Here is a 21468-nt window from a genome sequence, read left to right as displayed (position 1 = left end):
CATACCGCAGAGCGGCTTCAAGCGGTCGCCGACGAACTCAACGACCGCCCCCGCCGAACGCTAGGCTGGAACTCACCAGCAAAAGTGATCAACGAGCTAATCGTTGCAACGACCGCTTGAAACTGCCCAGACGGTGTGATTGGGCCATTCAACCTTTCGGGGGCGGCACAAGGATGTCGAGAAAGGCCGAACAACTAGCGCTCTGGCGTCGCCCGGGCAATTGCACGACCGAAATGGTGCGGTGGATCGTCGGCTCGATCGGCAGATAGACGAGGTTCGCGAACGACATCATCGGCACCACCAATTCCGGGACGACGGTGATGCCGAGTCCCGCCGCGGTCAGGCCCGCCACGGCGGCTACGTTGTGCGCCTGAACCGACGGTCCGACATCGACTCCCGCGTTTTCCAGTGCCAGTCGCACGTGCGACGCGATGCTCGATTCAGGGCCGAATGCGATGAAGCGCTCGTCGGCGAGGTCGGACCACGCCAGGCTCTTGCGCTGTGCCAGAGCGTGATTCGACGGTAGCGCGCAGACGAACGCATCGGCGCTGACTGTCGTGCGCATCAGGTCGTTCGCTCGACCCGAGGCTGCCACCACTGCGAAATCCACGGAGCCGTCGCGGACGGACGCCACCACGTCGTCGCGCAGACCGTCCTTGATGTGTACCGAGACGTCGGGATGGCTGTTGCGGAAGTTCACGATGTACTGCGGGAGGAAGGTCGCCGCGATCGACGGTAGGCACGCGATCGTCACGGTTCCTCGGTCGCCCGAGACGAAGCGTCCGATCTGCTCGAGGCCGTCATCGAACTCGAGCAGTACCCGACGGGCATAGGCCGTCACTTCGTGTCCATCGCCGGTGAGGTCGACGCTGCGGGTGGTGCGCACGAACAGTCGCACGCCCAGACGGCGCTCGGCCTCGGCGACGGTACGGCTCAGGTTCGGTTGGGAGACCTGCAGCCACGCGGCCGCCGCGGTGAAGCTCGCATGATCGGCTAGTGCGACGACGGCTCGTAGATGTGCAATCCCCAGGTTTATGCCCACGGTGCATGAATCTATACCCAACTGATGTTGGACTGCGTAAGTGATCTGCACGACACTCGTCTTATTCAATGAAGGAGATCACATGCTGTCACTACTCGGCTTCGGGACGATTGCCATCATCCTGCTGCTGTTGTTCACCCAACGTGTCGCGGCCATCGTTGCGCTTGCGGGTGTCCCACTCGCCGCAGCGTTCCTGGCCGGCAACTCGCCGTCCGAGGTGGCAGGGTTCGTCAAAGACGGGCTCGGCGGAGTGGTGGGTGTCGCGGCGATGTTCCTGTTCGCGATCGTGTTCTTCGGAATCATGCGCGACGCGGGTCTGTTCGATCCCATCATCGCCCGCATCGTGCGCTGGGCGGGTAGCGCCCCGCCGACAGTGGCAGTCGCGACCACTGCCCTCGCCGTGGTGGCTCACCTCGACGGTGCCGGCGCAACCACGTTCCTGATCGCCGTTCCCGCGATGCTGCCGATCTACGAACGCCTTGGTATGAGCAGGCTCGTTCTGGCCACCTGTGTCGGTCTCGGTGCCGGCGCGATGAACATGGTCCCCTGGGGTGGTCCGACTGCTCGCGCTGCAGCAACTCTGGGTGTCGACGCCAACGAACTGTGGGTCCCGTTGATTCCTGCTCAGATCGCCGGGGTCGTATTGGCACTGGGCGTTGCCTACTACCTGGGTCGGCGTGAGCGGACCCGTCTGGCCAAGGTGGCCGCGGGCGATGCATCGGCCGTCGTGGAGGAGTCGACGGCGCGAGTCGCCGAACGCATGTCCGTTGGATCCGGGGCTACCGGATCTGCAGCCGGTGACGCGAACGAGGAGCCCGGCAGCCCGTCGACCGGCGGCGACGATGCGGACGGTCCGGCAACCGCGTCGAGTGACCGAGCACTGCTGCGGCCGAAGCTGTTCTGGGTCAACGCCTTCCTGGTAGTCGCGACGTTGGCTGCGTTGATCGCCGCTATCGCCCCTCCTGAAACGTGCTTCATCATCGCCGCTATCGTGGCGCTCCTCGTCAACTACCGCGGAATGAAGGCCCAGTCCGCCCGCATCGAGGCTCACGCCGTCGGCGCGATGCTGATGGTCGGCACGTTGTTAGCTGCAGGGGTTTTGCTCGGTGTGCTCGACGGAAGCGGCATGATCGAGTCGATGGCGGTCAGCGCGGCGAATGCCATTCCGGACGCTATGGCCCCCGCCTTACCGCTCATCGTCGGCGTGTTCGCCGTCCCGATGAGCCTGATCTTCGGGCCCGACGCGTACTACTTCGGCGTGCTGCCGGTCCTCATCGAGGTGGGTGACCAATTCGGTGTCAGCGCACTCGATCTGGCGCAGGCCTCGATCATCGGTGAGGAAACGGTCGGATTCCCGATCAGCCCGATGACCGGCGCGTTCTACCTTCTGGTGGGTCTCGCGAAAGTCGACATCGGTAAGCACATTCGGCACACGCTGGGGTGGGCGTGGTTGATCAGTCTCGGCATGCTCGGCGTTGCCATGGCCACCGGCGCTATCCCGCTCTGGTCGTCATGAGTCGCGACGGAACGATCCGGCTCGGGGCCGGAGCAGGTTTCGCCGGCGACCGCATCGACCCCGCTCAGATCTTGGCCGAACGAGGTGAGCTCGACTATCTCATCTTCGAGTGCCTCGGGGAGCGGACTGTCGCGACAGGGCAGGCACGCAAATTGCTCGATCCCACGGCGGGCTACGACCCTCTGTTGGCAGCGCGGATGCGTGCAGTTCTCGGGGCGACGACGGAGCAAGGCATCACCGTCGTCACCAACTCCGGAGCCGCGAATCCTGTTGCGGCAGCGGCGGTCGTAGCGCAGGTGGCGGAGCAGGTGTGCTCGCGTTCGGTGCGCATCGCTGCAGTCACCGGCGACGACGTGCTCGACGCGGTGCGCCGGATCGACCCGGTGGTGTGGGAGACTGGCCGCCCGCTGTCGGAGCATTCCGAGGAACTGGTGTCGGCCAACGCGTACATCGGGGCCGATGCGGTCTTGCCGGCGCTCGACGTCGATGCCGACGTGATCGTCACCGGCCGACTTGCCGATCCGGCGCTGTACCTCGCGCCGCTGATGCACGAATTCGGTTGGGCCGGGCAGGATTGGGAGACACTCGGTGCGGGGACGGCCGTCGGACATCTACTCGAGTGTGCGGGCCAACTGACCGGTGGCTACTTCGCGGATCCGGTCACCAAGCCTGTGCGGGGTCTGGCGAATCTGGGCTTTCCGTTCGGGGAGGTACGGGCCGATGGCACAGCCGAATTCGGCAAAGTGGAAGGCACCGGCGGGGAGCTGTCACGGCGGACATGCGCCGAGCAGTTGCTCTACGAGGTCGGCGATCCAGCCAGGTACTTGACACCGGACGTGACGGCCGACTTCACCGGAGTGTCGTTCGAGACCATCGGACCCGACCGGGTGGCGGTGTCCGGGGCGACGGGCAGCACACGGCCGGATGAGCTGAAAGTGACCCTCGGATTCCGCGGCGGTTGGCTCGGTGAGGGGCAGATCAGCTATGCCGGGCCACGCGCCCTGCAACGCGCGCAGCTGGCCGGAGAGATCGTGCAGCAACGACTGTGGGAGGTACACGGAATACCGGCGGAGAACGTAGGCGTCGAGTACATCGGCGCGGGCGCTGCATTCCGCGGACTCTCGGCCCTTACCGAGGTCCCCGAGGTGCGACTGCGTGTGACTGCGAAGGTGCCCGACGCGGAGACCGCAGCACTCGTGGGGTGGGAAGTCGAAAGCCTCTACACCAACGGTCCGGCCGGCGGAGGTGGAGCACGAAGCAGTAGCACCGAGGTGCTCGCGATCAGATCGTGTCTGATTCCACGTGCACAGGTGACGAGCGCCGTACACACCACGGAGGTGACGGTATGAGGACTGTCGACGATCTCGCCGACGTGCGAACCGGGGACAAGGGCCACACTCTCATTCTCGCGGTGTTCCCGCGAACCGACGAGGACTACGAGTTACTTTCTCGCACAATGACCGTCGATGCCGTTGCCGCGCATTTCGCACCGTTGGTCACCGGAGACGTACGCCGCACCGACATGCCGTTGGTCTCCGGGTTGGTGTTCGAGTTACCCGGCGTGCTCGGCGGGGGAGTGACAGGCAGCCCTGTTCTCGACGGACATGGCAAGTGCCTGAGCTACCACCTGCTGAGTATGGCTGTGCCCGAATCCCTTTGAACCTGCCAACCGACACTCGCGGCTCAGCCGCCCGATGGATGGAGATCGATATCCGTATCACCCGCGTACCCCTGGCCCTGACTCTTGCCGTCGTGCTCGTCGGACAGGCAGCAGGTACTGCTGCGGCGGCACCTCGCGAAGTACCGACAGACCCGTTCTTCACCTACGGGCGTACGGCCGAATACACGGTCACCTCGGAGCGCATGAAGGTTCCGATGCGCGACGGCGCCACGCTGTCGTGCGACGTGAACCGGCCGGGTGATGACGGCAATGTCCCAGTTGCGGAGAGGTTTCCGACTGTCCTCTACAACTTCAACGCCTACGACGTTCTCGATCGGTTGGCGGTGGAATCGGCGTACCTGGTCGAACGTGGGTACAACGTCTTGTTGTGCAACGTCCGGGGATCCGGCGATTCCCCAGGCGTACTGGATCCGTTCGGACCACAGGAACAGCAGGACAACTACGATCTTGTCGAATGGGCTGCAGCGCAACCGTGGTCGACGGACAAGGTCGGACAATCCGGTGTCAGCTACGGCGGTCATACGTCGATGCTCGCTGCGGCCAACAATCCACCGCATTTGGCTGCGGTGATTCCGGTCGATGCATTCAGTGACTGGTACGAGAACACCATCTACCGAGGCGGAATTCGATCCGACACCATCCGCACGTGGCAAGCGAGCACAGCCCCGGCCACCGAGGGGCCGTACGACGAGCATCCGCTGTACGACGAGTACTGGATCGACCGCAGCGTCAAGGCGAAGTGGCAGAACATCGACGTCCCGATGTTGCAGGTCGGGGGATGGTACGACCGCTACCGAGATCCGATGATGCAGAACTACTCCGCACATCCGGATCTGACGTGGGTCGTTGCCGGGCCGTGGGAACACGGGATGCCGGCGGGCCAGAAAGCCGACATCGGTACCGGGGCGTACCTCGCATGGTGGGACAGGTGGCTTCGTGAGGACGACTCTGCACCTCTGCCTGCCCAGCGGATCAATTCCTACGAGATCTCCTCGGTGCCCGTCGAACGTGGCTGGCAGGAGTTCGGGCAATGGCCGCCCGCCGAATCCACCGAGCTGACGCTTGCGATGGGAACCGATGGTGGTCTGAGCCCGGTGTCGACAGAGCAGGGCAGTCGCGCATACACGGTGCCGACGGACCACACCGACGCTGCCGAAGCCGCGGTGGTCTTCTCGACCACTCCGCTACCCGCTGATGTGGTGATCGCAGGGTCTCCGACGGCGAAGGTCTCCGCGACCTTCACCGCGTCCGACGGCAATCTCGCTGTCATTGTCGACGACGTCGCGCCGGACGGCACCGTGGAGCGAATTACTCAGGGCTGGCTCAAGGCAAGCCATCGCAACGGATCCGCTGCGCCCGAGCCCGTGATACCCGGGCAGGAGTACGAATTGGACGTGCGTGCGTGGCCGACGCACTTCCGATTGCCTGCCGGGCATCGGCTGCAAGTACAGGTTCGCAGTGACGACTACCCCGATATCACCGACGATGCCCCGGCAGGGGACGTCATGGTCCGAACCGGAGTCGGAGGTTCGACGCTGACCGTGCCAGTTCTGCCCGGCGCTATCCTGCGCTGATGGACGGAGTTGTATCCGGCAGCACCGGCAATGTCACCGGGTACAACTGAAATGTTCCGCTCATTCCCTTGAGTTCGACGTCCCGTGGCGCACCGAGACTCAGATCGTGCGCCGAATCGATGGCGTTGCGCACCGGCTCGCTGACCAGGATCTCGCCTCCGTCGGCCTGTCCCGCGACGCGTGCCGCCATGGCGACGTTGAGGCCGAACAGGTCGTCGCCTCGGCGCACCGAGTTACCGACGTGGATGCCCATACGCACGCGGATGCGGTCCCACCGATCGGGGTTCTCCAGCAGCGCTTCCTGCACTTTCACCCCGCAGCGCACGGCCTGCGCTGGGTCGGAGAAGGCGATCATGTAGCCGTCACCCTGACTCTTGACCACGTGCCCGCCGTGATCCGCCACGTGCTTGCAGATCAGTTTGTTGTGCTTCTCGAGCAGTTTCACCCAGCCTCGGTCGCCCAGTTCCTCGTTGCGTGCGGTGGATCCTTCGATGTCGGAGAACATCACCACGATGTCGCCGTCGGCGGTCATGCGTGCCAGATCGGGGCGTTCCACCTTCGCCCAGCCGGCGAGATCCTCGACCGAGTTGCGGACCGTTGCGCCGAAGCCCTTGTTGATGAGCAAGTCGGTGGTGTGGAAGGCGGTTCTGATAGCAAAGGGAACCAGGCCGCGACGCTTCCGACGTTGCTGCGATTCGAGTGCGCGGTCGAGTGCGCGGCGCGTGTGCTTCAGCTTGCGTCGCGACACGATCAAGACCACACCGAGCGCGACGATGGCGGCGAGCTCTACTCCGGCAACTATCCACAGGATCACGTCGTTCATCTTTGCCTGTCGACGGCGCCAACGGTCGCACAACCGACCGCGAACTGTTGTCGATATGCGGTCGGTGTTACCGCAAACGACGCACGAAAGTTCTGACGCAAAGTGACAGCGCTGCCGAATCCGCACAGGGCAGCTATGTTCTCGATGCTGCGATCAGTCGTTTCGAGCAGGCTGCGAGCTTCCTCGAGGCGTTTGTCCAGCACCCAGCGGGCAGGTGTGGACCCCGTCTCGAGCTGGAACCGACGGATGAAACTGCGACGGCTCATGCGCGCATGTTCGGCCAGCCTTTCGATGGGTAACGGTTCGTCCAGTCGTTCGAGTGCCCAGCTCTGTGCGTCGGCGATCGCAGTGTCTCCCGATGCCTCGCTGACCGGCCGTTCGATGTACTGGGCCTGGCCGCCGTCGCGATGTGGTGCGACCACCAGACTGCGCGCCACCCGCGTCGCGGCGGCCGACCCGAGGTGCTTGCGCACGATGTGCAGGCAGGAATCGATGGACGACGCAGTTCCCGCGGACGTCATCACGTCACCGTGGTCGATGTACAGCACCGACTCGTCGACGCCGGCCGGTGCATGTCGCTCGCGTAGTTCGGTCATCTTGGTCCAGTGCGTGACGGCCGGTCGGCCCGCGAGCAAGCCGGAGTCTGCGATGGCGAACGAGCCGAGGCACAGCCCTGCGATTTCCGCGCCACGTCGATGCGCTCCTCGGAGCGCAGACGTGAGCTCGTCTCCAATGCGGGGCAGCGACTCCGGCCAGGAGGTCACGATGACGATATCGGCCCAGTCGACGGTATCGGGTCCTGCGATGTCGCTCATCGGGTAACCCTCATCGGTGCGAACTGACCCGGGGCGATCGGACCACACACGCGTCTCCCAGTCCGGTGCGAGCTCGAGGCGTGTCACCTCACCGAACACCATCAGCGGCGCGGCCAGGTGGAACATGGTGATGCCGTCGAATGCGTAGAGCGCTATCCGCATGGCGTCTCCGATCTCGATGATTGGCGCAAATCAATCGAAAGTATGCATCTGTGCCACTCGTGGACGCAAGGTCGGTGCCGAAGGATGAGACGCGACCGATAGCACCAGCCGAGGGAGAACGACATGACCGCACCGCGCAGAGCCTTGATCGTCATCGATGTCCAGCAGCAATACTTCGAGGGAGTGCTGCAGATTCAGTACCCGCCGCGCGACGAGTCGTTGGCCAATATCGTCCGCGCCATGGAAGCCGCTGCGGCGCAGGATCTTCCCGTCGCGATCGTGCAGCACGAGATGCCCGAGGGGTCCCCGGCCTTCGTCAGGGGCACCCCGACCTACGAGCTGCATCCCGACATTCAGGCCGTCGTGCAGCCGTCGTTCGAGCGGGTCGAGAAGCAATACAGCAGTGTTTTCGCTGGAACCGGTGTTGCGAAGTGGTTGCAGTCCAACAACATCGACACAGTCACGATCGTCGGCTACATGACCAACAACTGCGACCTCGCCTCCAGCGCCGATGCCGAAGCGCTTGACCTGAAGGTCGAGATCCTGTCCGACGCCACCGGAGCGATCAACCTCTCCAACGAAGCAGGCACAGTCTCGGCCGAACAACTGCACAAAGCATTGATGGTGCTTTACCAGTCGAACTTCGCGGCGGTGGCGTCCACCGACCAGTGGGTCGACGCCATCAAGAACGGAAACGAGCTCACAGCAAGCAATTTGGTGGTCTCGGCAGCTCAGGGCAACGACGCGGTGGCCTGACGCCCGGTACGCTGGCGGCGGTGACCGTACGGGCCGTGACCGGCAACACGCTCGGTGCGTGGGTGATCAAGTGCAATGCGCACAAGACCGATCTCGCACCTATGGTGGACGCCGGCCGTGCGAGGTGTTCCGGTCGCCGCAGTAGTCCAACCCCTCATGGGTCGATGCCTCAGCATGGGCCGTTGTCCGACAGATGCTGCCTCTCGAAGGATGTGATGGCGCTATGACACTGGAGAACGAGCCGACACTGCACGGGATGCTGGATGTGGGGGACGGGCAGCACATCTATTGGGAGCAGTGGGGTCCGTCTGACGGCGTCCCGGCGGTGTATCTGCACGGTGGACCGGGCGGGACTCTGAACGCGAGTCAATTTCGTCGCCACTTCGACCTTTCGAAGGTGTGCGCAGTCGGATTCGAGCAGCGTGGCTGCGGGCGGTCCACTCCGCATGCGTCGGATCCTTCGACGTCGTTGGCCACCAACACCACTGCGCACCTGATTACCGATATCGAAGTCTTGCGTGAGCACCTCGGCATCGAGGCGTGGATCGTCAACGGCGCGTCCTGGGGATCTACCCTCGCCGTCGCTTACGCCCTTGCACATCCGACGCGTGTGCTCGGTGTCGTCCTGTGTGCTGTCACTACGACCGGCCGCGCAGAGGTCGACTGGATCACCGAGGGCGTCGGCGCGATCTTCCCCGAAGCGTGGGATCGTTTCGCGACCTTCGCGGAGCAGGCCGGCGTCGGCTATCGTCGCGGTCACGGACGACTAGTGGACGCCTACTCCCAACTACTGAACTCGAACGATCTTGTACTGCGGGACAATGCATCCCGTGAATGGGCTTTGTGGGAGGACGTCCACATCTCGATCGGCACCGGCGGCATCAGACGCGACCCCAGGTGGGAGGATGGCCGGTTCCGACTGGCCTTCGTGCGGCTGGCCGCACACTATTGGTCGCACGACGGGTTCTGCGATCCGCCATTGCTCGATCGTGCCGACGGTCTGGCCGATATCCCTGGCTTTCTGATCCACGGCCGAAAAGACGTCTCGGGACCCGCGATCACGCCGTGGCAGCTACACCGACGTTGGCCCGGGTCGACGCTCCTCGTCGATGAAGGGGACGGGCACGGGGGCAGGTCCATGGCCGCGCAGTGGGATGCTGCGAACGAAGCGCTGGTCGATCGGGTTCAGTGAGCGAATGGTGCATGATCGAGAGGTGACCTCTTTCCCGATCGTCGACCTGACTCCTGATGAACTGCTGACCACGACACGCACAGTCCGCAAGCGCCTGGACCTGACGCGGCCGGTCCCGATGGAGCTGATCAAGGAATGTCTCGAGATCGCGCTGCAGGCCCCGTCCGGCTCGAACAAGCAGGGGTGGCAGTGGATCGTCGTCACCGATTCCGATCTGCGGGCCCGGATCGGTGTGATCTACGGCGAACTGTTCGCCCAGTATCAGGCATCGAAGCATTCCGCTTCGGCCTTGTTCGCCCACGATCCCGAACGTGCCTCGGTGCAGAAGCGCGTCGGAGACAGTGCCGGATGGCTCGGCGAGCACATGGGTGAGGTGCCAGTGCTGTTGATTCCGTGTATCCAGGCCGGCGCAACGCTTCCGGCAGGAAACCAAGCGGGACTGTGGGGTTCGTTGCTACCTGCGGTGTGGAATTATGCCCTGGCTGCGCGCGCTCGTGGCCTCGGAACAGCTTGGACCACAATTCATCTCGGACGCGAGGCGGAGATCTCCGAGCTGCTCGGCATCCCCGAAGGATTCCATCAAGGTGCGTTGATTCCGACGGCGTATTACACAGGCGAGACGTTCAAGGTTGCGCCCCGCGACCCGATCGAGACGGTTCTGCACCTCGACCGGTGGTGACCCCGCGGTTCGATGGTGTGCTTCAGCGCACGATCGGCATGACCTGCCGTACCTTCGGGTCGCGCAGGTAGAGCGCGCCCCACACGAATATTCCGACGTAGACCGCGAACAGCACCGTGCTCAGCAGCGGCTTGTCCACACGCCAGTTGGTGAGCACGGCACCTCCCAGATACCCCGTCAACAGGACTGCACCAAGAACGGCAGTGCGGGGAATCAGGTACAGGGCCAGCGAGACCAACAGGACGATGCCGATCACCGGCGTCATCTCGTCGCGCAGACCGAGTTCGACGGTGGCGTCTTGCACCTGCTGCACATTGAGCAGTTTGGAGACCCCATCGAAGATCAGGAAGATCGCGATCAGTGCGGTGAGGATCCAGCCGACCCGGGCAGCGGTGTGCGAATCGGTTGCAGGAGGCGTGGTCTGGGTAGTCATGGCAATCTCCGATGGTCGAGGTTGTGAATGCGTGAGTATGGACAATTGATCCGTCGGAAACTCACCGGCGAGCGTCGAGACCTGGTGACACCTAGACCTTCAGGATTCGGCGTGCGGCTTTGGAGATGTCGCAGTTTCCGTGTGCGACGGAGTACGCGATGCCGTTGTAGACGAGGTTCCACAGCAGTGGGTTCATCTGGGCGTCACGGAGCACAAGGATGAGCTTGTTGCCGTGGATGTCCTCGATCTTCGATGCTCGGTTGAGTCCGACGGTGGTGGATCGGATTTTGGTGATTTCGTATGTCGAGATCCATTCGTCGCGCTGTTGAACCCAGCGAGCTCCTGCCAGGACGCGGTCTCCGAGGCTTTTGTAATACTGCAGAATTGGAAGGCCGAACACCATGAACGGCGGCCACCAGTACCAGATCCAGTCGAAACTCCTGATTGGAACGGTAAAAACCAGGATGCCGAAGACGAGCAGCAGGATTGCAAGAAGAAGTTTGCTCTTTCTGGGTTCCTCATACGCTTCCAGTGCGGGACCGTATTCGATTGGGACAATGCTCTTTTCGAGGTTGCCGGGCATCGTCACCCAATGTGCGCGTGCCTCACCTCGGTGCGCGGTCGGTGGCCGGGGTTCGCCGGTCACCTGGTCTGGCATCTGGGCAGGAATGGCGGTTGCCCGTCGCCGGCGGTCCGTCACTCTGCCGCCCATTCTATGAGTTCGCCGACGCCGTACCCAACGAGTATTCCGACACCCACTGCGGCCACAGTTGCTGGTCCGCCTGCAACACTTCCAAGAAGCAGAGTCGTCGCGGCTGTACCGGCAAGGAAGCCGCCGGCATCCTTGCCGACAACTTTGGCTGCATCTCCGACGTTTTCGGCACCCTGGAGGTCGTAGATAATCTGACCGCCGGTGAAGACTGCTCCGGCAACTGGAATCTTCGATCCGACCTTCCCTCCGAAAGGAAGTCCAACAGTTGCGAGACGCCCGAGCGTAGTAGCGCTAGTCCCCGGCAACAGCGCCCTGTTCTGCGCAGCGACTCGAATTGCATCATCCGCCGCAGGGGTGAAGGCCGCTGTCGCTCGCGTCGCAGCCGTCGTGACCGAATTGGGTGCAGCCTCCGCGGCGATGGCCGCGAATCGTTCCAACTGCGCTGCCCTGGTCTGAGCAATCGCGCCCCACTGGTCGGCTTGCTGAGCGGCAGTACCCAGGTAGCTGATCACTCCGCCGGCGGCCATCCACGGCGCAGAGCTGCGCAGCCGCTCCAGCCAGCCGGCGCTGTCGTCGAAGGCGGACTGCAACGCGGTGTGCGCGTTCGCTTCGGTTGTTCGCGCCTCGATCACCGTGTCGACGGCCTCGTTGTATGCCGCGATCTGGTTCGCCTGCGTCGTCAGTTGCTCGATCGACCAGGGGCCCGTCGGATGTAGTGGATCAGGATCACCGATCCACGTTGCGTTGCAGACATCAGGGCCGACCCAGATGCCGGTTTCGATGGCTCGGGCGACCGCTCGGTTGAGGGAAACGCGGGCTGTGAACATCGAGTCGGCGAACGATTCGAGTGCCTTCGCCAACGTTTCAGCACGGTCGGAGGTGCGTTCGGCTGCGGTACTCAGCGTGGAGATCGTGTCGCGAAAGTTGTCCCCGGCATCGGACTTCCACACGTCTTCGGACCGATCACGGGCATCGCGGAACTTCTCGAATCCTGATTCTGCGCTGTCACCGAGCGTGCGGAGTGCCACTGCACACGCGTGGCACGCGTCGATATCGACGTCGAGATATACGTAGATCGGCATCAGCGCGGACCGCCCGGTGCACCGACATCGCCAACCGCTGCGGCGTTCGCGTCTTCCGCGGCCGCGTAGTTCTCGTCGCACGTCTGCACTGCGTGGGCAGCGCGAGAAGACGCGTTCACCAACTCCGACATGACCTGCGCCAGCGACGCGATGGCCTCGCCGACGAATATGGTGGACGGGCCCGCATTCGGCACCTCGGGTGCACTGGCACCACTCGAATTCAACGATTGTGCATTGTCCACCAGTATCCGAGCGGGTTCGTTCAGATCGCCGATTTCGATGCCGGGCAGGCTCATCGGAGCGGGTCCGTCATGAATGTGTCAGGTGCTTTGCTATCCGAGTGAATACGTCGGTCCAATAATGGAAGTGGCGCGTCGAGTAGGACGACGTCGATGTCGGCCGACGCGCGGATCTCTGCCAGCCCGCGTTCGTCGACAAGCCCCCACGGCTGCCCGTTGCCGCAGTTCTGCACCAGCGATGGCAGTGACGTGTAAGCCGCCAGCCCGATGCGGCCGTCGGGCAGAATTCTCAGATCAACCGTCCTGGTAGTAGTCCCCGACGATGGTTGAAGCGGCACGTACAAACCCGGCGAATCGCCGCGATGCTCGAACATTTACCCCCCGGTAAGTCGATGTCAGAAACCCCCCGATGTGCTGACTCCGGCAACAGACTAGCGGGTCCTGTCCAGTTCGGGAGCATTGCTGCCTCGAGGACACCGCTCCTCGGTTCCGATCGACCGAGATAACGGACGCGAAGCATCACATATTCGGTAGCGTGATAGCGGTGCCGCTGGAGTGCGAATGACAATCAACCCGATGGATGTGGGAGTAGCAGCATTCATCGATCCGAGTGCGGATGCGCTACGGGATCAGTGGTTGTCGGTGTTGGCTCGCAGGGTGGTTCCGCAGGGCGTGCGTCAGGTGAATTTCGTTCCTTGCGAGGTGGTTCTGTGTCACTGCGCGTCCCTGCTGATGGATCACAGCAAATACGGCAGCTCGACGGCGCACAAGGCCGAGTTTCCGGTGCAACATCTGGCTCGATTGTTCAAACGACCCCCGACATCGATAATCGCGAAGATGGCAAATCTGGACGGAACCCGCAGTAATGGCGGCAAGCACGAACTCGAGGTTGCGGCGCGGCTGGGCGATGCGGAACTCCTTCAGGGCATCTATTTCCGCATTCTCGATGCTGCACGCAGCCTCGATATCAACCGCGATATTTTGCCGGACTTCCTCGGTCTCGAGGACGGTGAGCGGTTCGAGCTCGAAGGGCAGTACGAGCTCGATTCCAGCGACGTCGAGTCCTCGCTCGTCGATGCGTTGGACAAGTGGGCTCGTGAGCGTGCTGACGTACCGATCGCAACGACGGAGAGAATGCTGATCTCGGCGGTGCGTGTGGGGCAGCATCGCTTTGCGCAGTCGGTGTTGCGGAACCATCAGCACCGCTGTGTGTTCTGCGGACTCAGCGGCGTGGTCGGTGGGAAGCGCCGGCCGCGCTTGCTGGCGGCGAGCCACATCAAGCCGTGGCGAGACAGCACGAACAAAGAACGTCTTGATCGGCGCAACGGTCTCACCGCATGCCCCACCCATGACGTCGCCTTCGATACCGGACTCATCACGGTGAACAAGGATCTCAGCGTGAGCTATGCACCTGGGATCGAGAACGATGTGAAACTGTCCCCGCCACTGCGTCATGCGCTGGGCAAGCCCCCACTGCACGAGAAACTCATTCTCGGTACCGAGTCGGTGGCACCAGAAGTGTCGTACCTGATTTGGCACCGGGAGAATGTCTTTGCCTCACGGTAGGCCATCGACAGTTGCTGCATTCGGCCGTGAAACAGTGAGGCACTCGCCGACATCGTCGGCGAGCACCTCACTGCCGGGTAGAGGGAGAAACTACTTCGGCATTCCCATCTTGTACTGCAAGGAATAGGCCAGTTTGCCGGGCTTGTTGTCCGAGTACGGCGTCGAGAGCTTGCCGAATTCGCCCTTGCTGGAGGACTTTCCGTCGTTCCACGCGTCCAGCGCGCCGAGTTCGGCTGCGGTACGCCCGCTGTCGATCACAGCGTCTTTCGGGGCTGCAACCTGAGCGCGGGAGACTGCCTCGACGGTGCTCAGGTAGCTCGCCATGTCGTTGCTGTCCCATCCGCTGATATCTACTGCGCCGGAGTCACGAACCCATGCACCCCAGTAGAACTCCTGGAAGGCGATCGATCCCGGTGCGAAGCCGATGTCGCGCGCGAAGTACGTCAAGCTGCGGTACTTGTCGTTCTGAAATTTGGCGAGCCCGACACCCGAAGGCAGTTGTTCGACCGGAACCTCGTTGCCGTCGACGTCGTAGGTCCACACCCACTTCTCGGCCTTCATCCGCGCCCAGAAGTCTGCCGGGCTGAGGTCACTGAGGTTCGCGACCACGCGCAGACGCAGGTGCAGATTCGGCCCGCCGTCCGGCAGTTCGTAGAACGAGGTGAGGGTGTGGTGTCCGTCGGTCAGGTACGGAACTCCGCCTGGTCCGATGACGACGGTCTTCATGGGCGCGATGGTGTCGGGTGTTTCCTGGCCGACGGGAACTGTGCAGGTGAACGACGACGGATCGTCCAGTCGCGCATCGGGCAATGCCGACGCGGCCTCTTCCTGGCCGTTGGCCTCGCACCAGTCGTCGAACTTCTTGTTGATTGCATCCTTGCCGAGCGTGTACCGACCGAGCTTGTAGTACACCTCGTCGAAGCCGAGCGAGGGTTGAGTCGCGCGCACCTCGCCGATCGGGAGATCGAGGAGCTCACCGGCTTCGGCACACTGATATCCCAGTCCCGCGGAGGATCCGGAGGGGAGTAGGTCTGCGATCTGGCACAGCGGTGACGCAGTCCGTGCCGGAGCGGCTGTAGCGATGCCGCCTACCGATGCGGACGCGACAGTGATCACTGTGAGTGCGCTGAGCAGGGCAGCTCGTCCAAGCGTGGCCATTGTTGAAACTCCTGTGATTTCCGAGAAGTGAAGGTTCTCGAGAATGTCGCACCTCGGTCACCGGTCGATGTCGCGGAGTCAACGGGGAGATGGTGATGAGGTGAACGCGTCACGTCGGCTGGTGGGAGTCAGCGATCCGATCGCAACAGCGCGTAGACGAGCGTGTCGGTCCATTCGCCCTTGCACCACCAGTTCTGGCGAAAGTGCGCTTCCTGACGCATCCCGACGCGCTTGGCCAGCCGGGCCGACGCGTCGTTGCGGCCATCCATCTGGGCGCTGACGCGGTGGATCTGAGGTAGCGAGAATACGTGATCTATCACGGCAAGGACCGCTTCGGTGGCGTAGCCGCGACCGGCCACAGTGGGGGAGAAGGTCCAACCCAGCTCGACCAGGGACGGTGATCCGTCGACCAACCATGCCTCGACGTTGCCGACCACGGTGCCCTCGTGTTCGACGACCATCGCCAGCGCCTGGGTGTGCAACCCGATTCGCTTCATCCGTTTACCCACCGCAGCAACGGCATCGACGTGTGACCATGCCGGATGAAGGAGATAGCGGCAGACCTCGGGATCGCTGTAGTACGTGAGAATCTTCTGTGCGTCGGCTGGTTCGTAGAGGCGCATCGTCAGGCGCTCGGTGTGGATGGGCGCGGCAGTCATGCGCCCGATTCTGCCCGACCACGTTTCATGCTGACTCGAACCCTGGTGGTACCCCCCGTCCGGCCGATTCTGATCAGACGAATCTGCACGATCCGACAGAGCGCGTGCAGGGCCGTTCGCTTCTCCTGCCCGTGCGGTTCATGATGTAGGAGATTGTCAGCTTCCAGTCCGGCTGTAACCGGCCATCGATGCACCCCAACAGGCCCGGATGCAGATCGTGCCGCCGGGGATGTACGGCATCGATTCCTGCTGTGGCAGTGCGAAGCCCAGGCCGACGCTCGGCGGAACGCCCAGCGCCAGATCGACCCCCATTTTCCCGAGGTGGTGCCGGTGCCGACCACGCTGCCCGCCATCAGAACCTGACCCAGAATCGCTGCCGTTGCGCGTCGTCCCACTGCCGATACTCCCTGTGCTCCGGTGGTGACAGGTGTGACTGCCACGAAAGTCAGCACGGGTCGGTTGTCTGATTGGCGAGGCATCGGCACTATCGCCCTGGTGGCGGCGGCCTGTGCGAACGGTCTTCAGGTGCCGAGATCGCCCGCGATATCCGCGGCAGAGAGCATCGAAACAAGCAGTGGTACAACCCGTTTGGGGGCTATTCGGTAGTCCCCGCGGCCATGCTGTTCCACGATGTTCGCTGAACTGAGCGTCTTGAGGTGGTGATAGATCTGACCGGAGGATCCGACTCCCACCGCGGCGTGCAGATCTGCAGCGTTCGCCGGGCCTCGCAGTAGGGTTCGCACGATCTGAAGCCGAACCGGATGTCCCAGGGCAGCAAGCACTTCCGACGTCGAGGAGATAGGGAGTTCGACGATGGCGTCGGGAGAGTAGCTGATATCCCAGTGGACGGTGCGGTGCAGATGCACGTCGCCTTGGTAAGCGATCATCCCGCCGGTCAACGGGGTGGCATCGAGCTGTTGGGGAGCGTCGCGTCGTTCCAGCTCGGCGACGCGGGCTTCCAGCTCTGCCAGTCTCGATTCGAACTCTGCGCTCACGCCACGCAGGCTATCCGGTCGAGTACGTCCGGCGATTGCATCGCTTCGATGATGAGTTGCTGTTGTACGCCGAATTCGGCCATGGCTTGATCGAACCTGTCTGCGGGGAGGTCGTCGATCAGCCACACGGCGGTCGCGACTGTTCCGTCGTCGCGGCGCAGTTCGAATCCTTGGGTGAGCACTCCTGCCAGACTGCCTCCTTTGAAGCCGATCCCCAGGACGCTGTCACCTGCGGGTTGCCATTCCAGTTGGCGCAGGATGACGTCGGACGCGTCGCCGTAGGTGCCGTCGGTGAAGGCGCGATACATTCCGTTCAGTTGTTCGGCCGAACCGCCGCGAAAAGTGCTCTGCACTCGCGCGGCCTGTTCTTCGTAGGTCGGCAGTTGCACGGTTGCGTTGACCTGCTCTCGAAACTGCGGATCGAATGCCCATTTCTGGGCGGTGTCCCAGCGGTTGCCGTCGGCGAGTGCCGGGTCGAACAGAGACAGGACGTCGGTCACCAGGCTCGGCACTTCGAAGTTCTCCCACCCGCCGGTAGCGGCTGCGTCGATGATCGCTTGGTCGCCGAGTCGGTATCGGAGGTAGTCGGGGACGGAGTTGTCGCTTTCCTGGATCATGGCCGAGACCATGTCGTCGATGCGAACGGTGGCGTTGGGGTCGGTGGCGTTGGTGCCACTGTTCGCAATGCCCAGCCGGGTCAGGGCGTTGGGGTGAGCACCTCCATCGGTGCCGGGCACGTACCAACGCTCCCAATTCGAGAGTGACACTTGCTCGTTCGGATCGATCGAGCCGTTGGCGACCGCCTGGGCGTAAGCGGCGAGGTGCACCACTTTGATCGCGGACGCGAGCACCTGTTCTTGGTCGGCTCGATGTTCGACGGTTCGACCACGGCCGTCGTCGATGACAAGGCCGACGGTGTCAGGTGCCTGATCGATCAGTCCGATCCACCCGTCCTCGGTGGCGAGGTCGGTCGAGGTAACGGGTACGCAATTCTCCGGTGCCGGAGTAGTGGTGGTTGTAGCGGTCGAGTCGGTGTCGGTGGCGCATCCGCCGACCAGCAGGACGGCTGCGCAGGTTGTCGAGATCCAGATTCGGCGTCGCATCGATCTCTCCGATCTGTTATTCCGTAATTACGGATAATCATAATTGGAGCTGTGCGATGCGGCAAGGCCCCGGGTTGGGCCGCTAAAACAAGGTGGGTGCGGTGTAGCGACCGTGTCGTGCTTCGTTCAGTCGCGCGCTCCAGCGCTGCACGAGCCACATTTCGACGAGTTCGGGGCTGGTGCCGATGTCGGTGGCCCATGCCGTGACGAGTTCGACGTAGCAGTCGTAGCGGCGACGCGTGAAACCGGTGACGGACGGATCTTCGAGCCACCCTTCATGGATGAGTGTCGAGACACCGTACTGGTCGATCAGCTGCGCCGGTCCGCCGTAGACCGACGCTTTCACGGCCCGCAGGAACGTGGCCATCAGGGACATTCCAACGCCCGGTGCGTCGGGCCATCCTGACCATGTCGAGTTCGGATGGTCGGGCACTGCGCGGTTGCGGACGCAGCTGTCGAGCACAGCGAGAGTCTTGGCGACGGGGTTCTCGTCGGGACGGCTGCGGTGCGGATTCATGACGTCGGGGAATCGCCGCATCGCTCTGCGGTGCCTGTGACTGCCTTGCCAGGCCGCGCAGAGAAACAGCAGGCCGAGCGAATCGTGATCGCCTACAGCCAGGCTGGTGCCGCATCGAAGATCGTTGCGCTGCACGGTTGCGCCGCCGTACTCGACGATTTCCCCGTCGAGATTGCGGCCGCGCAGCCGAAGGTCATGACCTGCCCTGTCGAGGTGGCCGTTCCGCCAATCCAGGTCCACCTCCACGCCGTCGTCGAGGACATGCAGGTCGTAGCTGCGGTGCTGACACCACTGCACACAGGCCGTGGGAGGCGGAAACCCCTCGTCGAGTCGTGACATACCGCCATCGAAGCATCGGGTACCGACACATCCGGTGGCGTTTTCGATGTCCCTGCGAACTGTCGGTCACATATGGAACTGTGGGGTCTGGTTAGCCATTAGAACGAACAGGGGAGCCCCGGTGACCGTTGCCGGCAGGTCAATTCGCGCGGTAGGTGCATCCGTGAACGTGATCGGCTGTTGTCTACCGAAGCATCTCCGCGACCTGTGCGATCGCGGACTCGAAGCGCTCGCGTCCGCCGCCGGTGTTCAACCCCCGTGCTGAACAGTGAGGAACCTTTCCTGGGACGACATAGAGGTCCCGGTCGATTCCCGAACGCGCCCAACCGTCACGGGCTGCGGCACCGAGCAAGAGGACGATATCTATTCGTGGGCACAACGCGACGAAAGCCTTTGTCCATTGCACAGATCGAGTTCGCTCGGCAGGGGTGGAACCGCCATTCTTGATGCCTGCGACGGGGAAGGGAACCACATTCCAGTGGACCACGTCGGCATGAGAGACACCGTGACGTTCATATGCTTCTCGGCAATTGCGAGCCGTTCGGTCGTTATTGTCCAGGCTCAGAAGGCCCGATCCGGTGCCGCTCTCAGCTTTTGTGGAAGGGTTGTCGAGCAGCACTAACATCCGGGCGTTGATACCACCCTGGTCTGGATCGACGTAAGGAACGTGGCCGTGCGGAAGACCGACGGAATCTGCGATGACGTCAGCCAGCGAGTTCAGTGGCTGAACGTGCGGGTCTCTGATGCGAGCAATTTTTTCGGCCACCACATTAGGGTCGGCGTTGCGTCCGTTCGGCATGAGGCAAGGATCGCACGCGCTTCCGACTCGATTGCTGTTCTTCGGTCGGACTCCACGCAGCCGAAGGGCCTAGACGACTACTTCTGAAGTGAATCGTACGGGCAGCGTAGAGCTGGACGCAGGCGACCGGAACATCCAGACGTACCGGTCGGTGTGTTCGGTTATGGTGTGCAACAGCGCGAGGAAGGCGACCAATGTTAGAAAGCAAGTCAGAGATCCCGTTCTGGACACTAGCGACGAAGGAAACCGCGGCACCGCTCGTAACCACAGAGGACTCGATGACGACGGCGCGGCTGAACGAGTTGCGCACAGTACTGGCCGCATTGGTCGATGCGCCGCTCGCGACACTGGAAGCGCATCCGATGCCGAAGTCCGCCGACCTATCAGGCGGTGTGCATCTCGAGAGCATGAGTCCGCTCGCGACTCACCTTTCCCAGTTGATCAGCCAAACTGCCAAGGCAGGTGGCAGTGGTGTCGCGGATACAGGTGGGGAGGTGCTGTATCGCATGGTCGTACCGGCGAAGGTGGCCGCCCAGTTTGGCAGTGGAGTCGTCAAATCCATGACATCCAAAGCCGCGACAGGCGGAGTCCACAGCGCTCTCGTGGGTTCGTCCGGCATAGCAGCCCAAGCGACGTTTATTCCTGTTGCGGGTTCGGCTGCTGCTGGCGCTGTAGGTGGGTCGGCCGCTACAGCCGGCGCAGCTGTGGTCGGCGCAAGCGCTCTTACTGTCGCGGCCCCGTTGGTGCTCATGGCAGTAGCAGTCGGGCTCAACGCCCGCGCCGAGCGCAATCGCCAGCAGGCTCTCGACACGATCACGGAGATGCTAGGTGAGTTGAAGGACAACGTACTCACGGGCGAACGATCCGCTCTGAATGCGTGCATCCCGATTATCGACGCAGCCTCGGCAGTTCTTCTCGACGAAGGACGAATCGGGGCATCACTCGGTCTCGACACGGCGGTCTTTCACATCAATGTTGGGCTTGCGAATGCTGAAACACGGCTCGCTGGTTGGGAATCGGCTTTCGCTGGCTTCAAGGACGGCCGCGTCGAGATTCCGGAGCTCGAGAAGGCATTCAAAGGAATCGGCGGGCAAGGTGGAGAATTCCGCACTCACCTTGAACTGGCTAAACTCTCGATCGATTTGAAGCAGCGGGTGACTGTTCTCCAAGCCGTCGAACACGCACAATCGGATCCATCGAACTTATTCGAGAGTTTCACTCGCGCGCTAAAACTGCACGACCAACGCGTCATTGCTTTGCAGCATCGTTTGTCGCGGCTTCTGCAGGGGCTGTCGAGTCTTGAAGTCGACCGATCGCATGGTGTACGCGACGTCGTGATCAAGTCCAGCGCCGTGGATGCACTCCTGAGGACTTCACGCCGTGTACGCGAACTGCAGAACTCCGTCGAGCATCCCGGCGTACAGCCGGATATCGCCATTGAGATCGCGCGTCAACGAGATGGTTCTATCGTCGTTCTGCCGGCACATTCGGCTTGATCGAACTTGACGAGGTGGCCGTTCCACCAATCCAGGTCTACTTCTCACCGTCGTCGAGAACATGCAAGTCGAAGCTGCGGTGCTGACACCACTGCACATAGGCCGTGGGCGCTGGGAACCCCTCGCCGAG

24 protein-coding genes and 1 pseudogene are annotated in these 21468 nt (G+C 62.8%); 10 read left to right on the top strand and 15 right to left on the bottom strand.

What is annotated here, in order from left to right; genetic code table 11:
- Window positions 1-120 (top strand): annotated as a pseudogene (locus tag J1M87_RS29530) (IS30 family transposase); the annotation flags it as partial.
- A gap of 28 nt (window positions 121-148) precedes the next feature.
- Here the strand turns inward: J1M87_RS29530 and J1M87_RS25965 are convergent.
- Window positions 149-1042, bottom strand: coding sequence for a LysR family transcriptional regulator (locus tag J1M87_RS25965; RefSeq protein WP_206492578.1), 894 nt, complete (start codon window positions 1040-1042; stop codon window positions 149-151).
- A gap of 82 nt (window positions 1043-1124) precedes the next feature.
- Here J1M87_RS25965 and J1M87_RS25960 point away from each other — a divergent pair, with 82 nt between their 5' ends.
- From J1M87_RS25960 to J1M87_RS25945, 4 genes are read left to right on the top strand one after another with little or no spacing between them, the layout of a single operon-like run.
- Complete coding sequence (locus J1M87_RS25960) at window positions 1125-2558, top strand: CitMHS family transporter (protein ID WP_206492577.1); 1434 nt, start codon at window positions 1125-1127, stop codon at window positions 2556-2558.
- The gene (locus J1M87_RS25955; RefSeq protein WP_206492576.1) at window positions 2555-3907 is read left to right on the top strand and encodes an acyclic terpene utilization AtuA family protein; all 1353 of its coding nucleotides are present in this window, start codon (window positions 2555-2557) and stop codon (window positions 3905-3907) included. Before J1M87_RS25960 ends, J1M87_RS25955 begins: the two co-directional genes overlap by 4 nt.
- Complete coding sequence (locus tag J1M87_RS25950) at window positions 3904-4218, top strand: hypothetical protein (protein WP_206492575.1); 315 nt, start codon at window positions 3904-3906, stop codon at window positions 4216-4218. The genes J1M87_RS25955 and J1M87_RS25950 overlap by 4 nt, the downstream gene beginning before the upstream one ends.
- Window positions 4219-4256: 38 nt before the next feature.
- Window positions 4257-5813, top strand: a complete 1557-nt coding sequence (locus tag J1M87_RS25945) for a CocE/NonD family hydrolase (RefSeq protein ID WP_206492574.1) — start codon at window positions 4257-4259, stop codon at window positions 5811-5813.
- Here the strand turns inward: J1M87_RS25945 and J1M87_RS25940 are convergent.
- Together J1M87_RS25940 and J1M87_RS25935 are read right to left on the bottom strand one after the other, a co-directional pair.
- A complete protein-coding gene (locus tag J1M87_RS25940) occupies window positions 5800-6636 on the bottom strand; it encodes an adenylate/guanylate cyclase domain-containing protein (RefSeq protein ID WP_206492573.1) in 837 nt (278 codons plus the stop codon). The genes J1M87_RS25945 and J1M87_RS25940 overlap by 14 nt on opposite strands.
- Window positions 6633-7613 (bottom strand): GlxA family transcriptional regulator, encoded by a 981-nt coding sequence (locus J1M87_RS25935; RefSeq protein ID WP_206492572.1) that lies wholly within the window; start codon window positions 7611-7613, stop codon window positions 6633-6635. Before J1M87_RS25935 ends, J1M87_RS25940 begins: the two co-directional genes overlap by 4 nt.
- 123 nt (window positions 7614-7736) lie before the next feature.
- On the opposite strand from J1M87_RS25935, the gene J1M87_RS25930 reads away from it, so the two are divergent.
- From J1M87_RS25930 to J1M87_RS25920, 3 genes are all read left to right on the top strand, one after another.
- Window positions 7737-8369 carry an isochorismatase family protein gene (locus J1M87_RS25930; protein ID WP_206492571.1) on the top strand — a complete coding sequence of 211 codons (633 nt, stop codon included), beginning with the start codon at window positions 7737-7739 and terminating at the stop codon, window positions 8367-8369.
- A gap of 223 nt (window positions 8370-8592) precedes the next feature.
- The gene (locus tag J1M87_RS25925; protein ID WP_206492570.1) at window positions 8593-9561 is read left to right on the top strand and encodes an alpha/beta fold hydrolase; all 969 of its coding nucleotides are present in this window, start codon (window positions 8593-8595) and stop codon (window positions 9559-9561) included.
- Window positions 9562-9583: 22 nt separating this feature from the next.
- Window positions 9584-10240: a nitroreductase family protein gene (locus tag J1M87_RS25920; protein WP_206492569.1), complete on the top strand. Its 657-nt coding sequence runs from the start codon at window positions 9584-9586 to the stop codon at window positions 10238-10240.
- 22 nt (window positions 10241-10262) lie between these two features.
- Here J1M87_RS25920 and J1M87_RS25915 read toward each other — a convergent pair whose 3' ends face one another.
- From J1M87_RS25915 to J1M87_RS25895, 5 genes are all read right to left on the bottom strand, one after another.
- The gene (locus J1M87_RS25915) at window positions 10263-10673 is read right to left on the bottom strand and encodes a DoxX family protein (protein ID WP_206492568.1); all 411 of its coding nucleotides are present in this window, start codon (window positions 10671-10673) and stop codon (window positions 10263-10265) included.
- A 91-nt stretch (window positions 10674-10764) separates the two neighbouring features.
- Window positions 10765-11256: a hypothetical protein gene (locus J1M87_RS25910; protein ID WP_206492567.1), complete on the bottom strand. Its 492-nt coding sequence runs from the start codon at window positions 11254-11256 to the stop codon at window positions 10765-10767.
- A gap of 113 nt (window positions 11257-11369) precedes the next feature.
- Complete coding sequence (locus J1M87_RS25905) at window positions 11370-12467, bottom strand: hypothetical protein (RefSeq protein ID WP_206492566.1); 1098 nt, start codon at window positions 12465-12467, stop codon at window positions 11370-11372.
- A complete protein-coding gene (locus J1M87_RS25900; protein ID WP_206492565.1) occupies window positions 12467-12763 on the bottom strand; it encodes a hypothetical protein in 297 nt (98 codons plus the stop codon). The genes J1M87_RS25905 and J1M87_RS25900 overlap by 1 nt, the downstream gene beginning before the upstream one ends.
- Window positions 12760-13080, bottom strand: coding sequence for an SAV_915 family protein (locus J1M87_RS25895; protein ID WP_206492564.1), 321 nt, complete (start codon window positions 13078-13080; stop codon window positions 12760-12762). The genes J1M87_RS25900 and J1M87_RS25895 overlap by 4 nt, the downstream gene beginning before the upstream one ends.
- Window positions 13081-13267: 187 nt before the next feature.
- Here J1M87_RS25895 and J1M87_RS25890 point away from each other — a divergent pair, with 187 nt between their 5' ends.
- Complete coding sequence (locus J1M87_RS25890; protein ID WP_206492563.1) at window positions 13268-14272, top strand: HNH endonuclease; 1005 nt, start codon at window positions 13268-13270, stop codon at window positions 14270-14272.
- A gap of 90 nt (window positions 14273-14362) precedes the next feature.
- Here the strand turns inward: J1M87_RS25890 and J1M87_RS25885 are convergent, their stop codons facing one another.
- From J1M87_RS25885 to J1M87_RS25855, 7 genes are all read right to left on the bottom strand, one after another.
- Entirely contained in the window at window positions 14363-15430 is a 1068-nt protein-coding gene (locus J1M87_RS25885; protein WP_206492562.1) for a ParB/Srx family N-terminal domain-containing protein, read from the bottom strand.
- 128 nt (window positions 15431-15558) lie between these two features.
- Window positions 15559-16089: a GNAT family N-acetyltransferase gene (locus tag J1M87_RS25880; protein ID WP_206492561.1), complete on the bottom strand. Its 531-nt coding sequence runs from the start codon at window positions 16087-16089 to the stop codon at window positions 15559-15561.
- Between the two features lie 156 nt (window positions 16090-16245).
- Entirely contained in the window at window positions 16246-16401 is a 156-nt protein-coding gene (locus tag J1M87_RS25875) for a hypothetical protein (RefSeq protein ID WP_206492560.1), read from the bottom strand.
- A 209-nt stretch (window positions 16402-16610) separates the two neighbouring features.
- Window positions 16611-17084, bottom strand: a complete 474-nt coding sequence (locus tag J1M87_RS25870) for a helix-turn-helix transcriptional regulator (protein WP_206492559.1) — start codon at window positions 17082-17084, stop codon at window positions 16611-16613.
- Window positions 17081-18187, bottom strand: a complete 1107-nt coding sequence (locus J1M87_RS25865; protein WP_206492558.1) for a serine hydrolase — start codon at window positions 18185-18187, stop codon at window positions 17081-17083. Before J1M87_RS25865 ends, J1M87_RS25870 begins: the two co-directional genes overlap by 4 nt.
- An 82-nt stretch (window positions 18188-18269) precedes the next feature.
- Window positions 18270-19043 (bottom strand): hypothetical protein, encoded by a 774-nt coding sequence (locus J1M87_RS25860; RefSeq protein ID WP_206492557.1) that lies wholly within the window; start codon window positions 19041-19043, stop codon window positions 18270-18272.
- A 184-nt stretch (window positions 19044-19227) separates the two neighbouring features.
- Window positions 19228-19842 carry a uracil-DNA glycosylase gene (locus tag J1M87_RS25855; RefSeq protein WP_206492556.1) on the bottom strand — a complete coding sequence of 205 codons (615 nt, stop codon included), beginning with the start codon at window positions 19840-19842 and terminating at the stop codon, window positions 19228-19230.
- A 194-nt stretch (window positions 19843-20036) separates the two neighbouring features.
- On the opposite strand from J1M87_RS25855, the gene J1M87_RS25850 reads away from it, so the two are divergent.
- Window positions 20037-21338: a hypothetical protein gene (locus J1M87_RS25850; RefSeq protein WP_206492555.1), complete on the top strand. Its 1302-nt coding sequence runs from the start codon at window positions 20037-20039 to the stop codon at window positions 21336-21338.
- Window positions 21339-21468: the final 130 nt, after the last annotated feature.

It is taken from the genome of Rhodococcus sp. KRD162 (assembly GCF_017168335.1).
In the GTDB taxonomy this organism is placed as follows: domain Bacteria; phylum Actinomycetota; class Actinomycetes; order Mycobacteriales; family Mycobacteriaceae; genus Rhodococcoides.
The sequence above is the reverse complement of the archived record's forward strand: the minus strand, read 5'-3'. Positions and strand labels throughout refer to the sequence as shown.